This window comes from uncultured Campylobacter sp., assembly GCF_938018035.1.
In the GTDB taxonomy this organism is placed as follows: domain Bacteria; phylum Campylobacterota; class Campylobacteria; order Campylobacterales; family Campylobacteraceae; genus Campylobacter_B.
Map to the genome: position 1 here is coordinate 1 of NZ_CALIJF010000101.1, position 2,814 is coordinate 2,814.

Annotated in this window: 2 protein-coding genes; both read right to left on the minus strand. The window is 46.4% G+C overall.

Annotated elements, in window-relative coordinates; translation table 11 throughout:
• Nucleotides 1-118: 118 nt before the first annotated feature.
• Nucleotides 119-2,254, minus strand: coding sequence for a TonB-dependent siderophore receptor (locus Q0257_RS03245; protein WP_298021479.1), 2,136 nt, complete (start codon nt 2,252-2,254; stop codon nt 119-121).
• A partial coding sequence (locus tag Q0257_RS03250) for a PepSY-associated TM helix domain-containing protein (RefSeq protein WP_298021482.1) occupies nt 2,251-2,814 on the minus strand: 564 nt, incomplete at its 5' end. The genes Q0257_RS03245 and Q0257_RS03250, both read right to left, overlap by 4 nt.

The following is a 2,814-nucleotide window of genomic DNA, read 5'->3' on the forward strand; positions in this document are numbered from 1 at the left end:
CCTCGCGTCTTGGCGGTGATTTTACGAAATTTAGGCTTAATTTGCCATTTATCTATGGCGTCGCGATGGAATTCTATTAGAGCTAAGCACTAGATAAATTCCACTGCGACTATTTGGGTCAAAAGCTATACGTAAGGCTTAGATTGAAGGTGCGCGGATCGCCGTAGATCATTCGATTAGAACCGATGCCCTCAAAATAGCGCTTATCGGTTATGTTATCGACGTTTAGCTGCACATCTAGGTTTTTACTCGCTTTGTAGCCTAGCATTACGTTTGCAATCGTGTAAGCTTTCTGCTCGATCCTGCCGTATGGCGAGTCGGAATAAATCTTTGAGCGATACATCGCGCCTGCGCCGATTCTAAATGTGCCGATCTCATATTTTGCAAAAAGATTTGCGCTGGTGCGGGAGGAGTCGCTGGCGTAGATATTGCCGTCAGCATCTTTGGCTTTGTAGTGCGCTAGCCCCATGCTTAGGCTTAGTGCATCGGTAATTTTACCGTTTACATCCGCTTCAAAGCCCCTGCTGGTTACTCCGCGACCCTGCCTGTAAGCGTAGGAATTTGTGCCCGTGATATATTCGTCGGTGCGGATGCCGAGCTTATCTTGGATGATCTTAAAAACGCCCAGGCTTGCTTGCAGATCGCCGTCAAAATACTCGCCTTTGATGCCCGCTTCGTAGTCCTTGCCTTGGATGGGATCAAGATATTTATTGTTTTTGTCCTTGTAGGTTTGAGGTTTAAAAATACTCGTATAACTTGCATAAAGGGTATGATGATCGTCTAAATCATAGGTGATCCCTGCATATGGAGTAATTTCGCGGGTAAAATTTCTATTATCTGCTCCACCTGTAATTTTATATTTATAGTAACTCATCCGCGTTCCTAATAAGAGCTTTAAATCCTCGGTGATTGAGAGTTTATTCGCGGCATAAATTGCTTTTTGAATAGTTCGATCGGCATTATTTTGATCTACATACGGTAAGCGTGGATCTTCAATATGAAGGTCGTTATAATTTATTCTAGTGCGCGCGGCATAAGCAAGGCCTGCCGGAGTGTTTCGACTATTCCAGTAGCTACTTACGTTATCAGATCCTTTTTTGTAAAGATTATACATCACACCAAATACAAATTCATGATCTTGTTCGAAAAATTCATAAGGGATATTCACATAGGCATCGATATTGTGGATATTCTCTTCGCGCTTGTTAGCATAAACGCTAAGATCGGCGACGTTTCCGATGCCGCCAGGGCCTACCCTGCCGCCATAATAGAGCAAATTTGAATCGGTATGAGCGCGACGAAACGAATAACTCAAGCTTAAACTCGCCTCGTTTGAGAAATATTGTTTAAAATCGGCATAAAAATCAAGCGTAGAGATGTCGTATCGCGTCCAAGGCTGAGAGAAAATTTTGTTTTTGCCGAAGTGCGTGCGCGTACCATCCGAGTTAAACGCGGGCATTCCGCCCCAGCGCGTGCCATGTCGGCGTAGAGTCTGATAAAATGAGCCAAAGCTCAGCCTTGAATCGTCTGTTACATCGATATCTAATACGCCATAAACGGCAGTATTGCGACGATTGTAATAGTCCATATAAGAGTGCGATCGTTCATGCATAAACGCTAGGCGTCCGCGCACCGAACCGCTTTGATTGAGCGGGCTTTGCACATCGGTTTTAAGCCCGTATTTGTCGTATGAGCCGCCGTTTAGACTTATATAACCTTTTGGGATGGTGGAATCTGCGTGCTTACGGATAAAATTTAAACTCGCGGCGGGATTTCCCGCGCCCGCCAATAATCCGTTCGCACCCTTTACTACCTCAACGCGCTCATATGGCAGTAAATTTAAATCGTTCGCCCCGAGGCTAAAACCTACGAAGCTAGGCATCGAATCAAGCAGATAATAATCTATGCTAAATCCGCGCGCCGTAGGATAGAGCCTCTCATCCATACGCCCGCTCGTAATGCCCGCGATATTTCGCATCAGCACCTGATAATCGGTTATCCCCATATCTTTTAGCTTGGCTTCGGTCACCACGGTAAGAGACTGGGGCGTTTCTCTCGCCGTAAGATCGAGCCTGGTGGTACTTTTAACGAGCTTTCTAGCCTCATAATCTCTGTCGTCGCGACGGAGCTTTTGGGTATCTTGCACCTCTATGGTGCCTAAGTCCTCCGGGGTGCTCGCAGTGGCGTTATTTTCCGCATAAAGCGAAGTTAGCATATTTAATGCGACTACGAGCGAAAGAGATACTTTCTTCATAACTTTCTCCTTTTAGAATTTCTATTTTTTAGGGTTATGTAAAATCCGCAAATGCTTAAAAATAGGGGCGCAAGCCCCGCTAAAAACCATATAAGCTTCGTTATTGCGCCGTATGAGCCCGCATGGGCGCGACGAAAGCCGTCTTGAAGTTTGTCCGAAAAATCCGCATCGTTTATAAAGTCCGCTTTTAAAATTTCGCCTGCATCCGATATCGTGATACGGCTCGCGTAAGGGCTTTGCAGCGGGTTTTGCCCCGCCTCGAAGCCGTATACGGTAAAAGCGCCGCCCGGACAGAGCGGAAAGGCGATATAGGTGGAGCGAAATTCTTTAAATTTAACCGCTATCCGCGCTAAAGCCTCATCTAGCGTCGCAAGATTTTGCGCCGTTTTCATGCTTACCGCTCCGTTTGATGCCGCGACGGTGGAATTTCGCTCGGTCTTAAAATTCTGCAAGACCGCGCCGCATGGATTTGCGAGCGGCTTGTAAGTTACCGCCCTTAGCTCCCACCATGCTCCGCTTATAGCTATAGCAAACATTACGGGAGTGCTCGCGACTCCGAT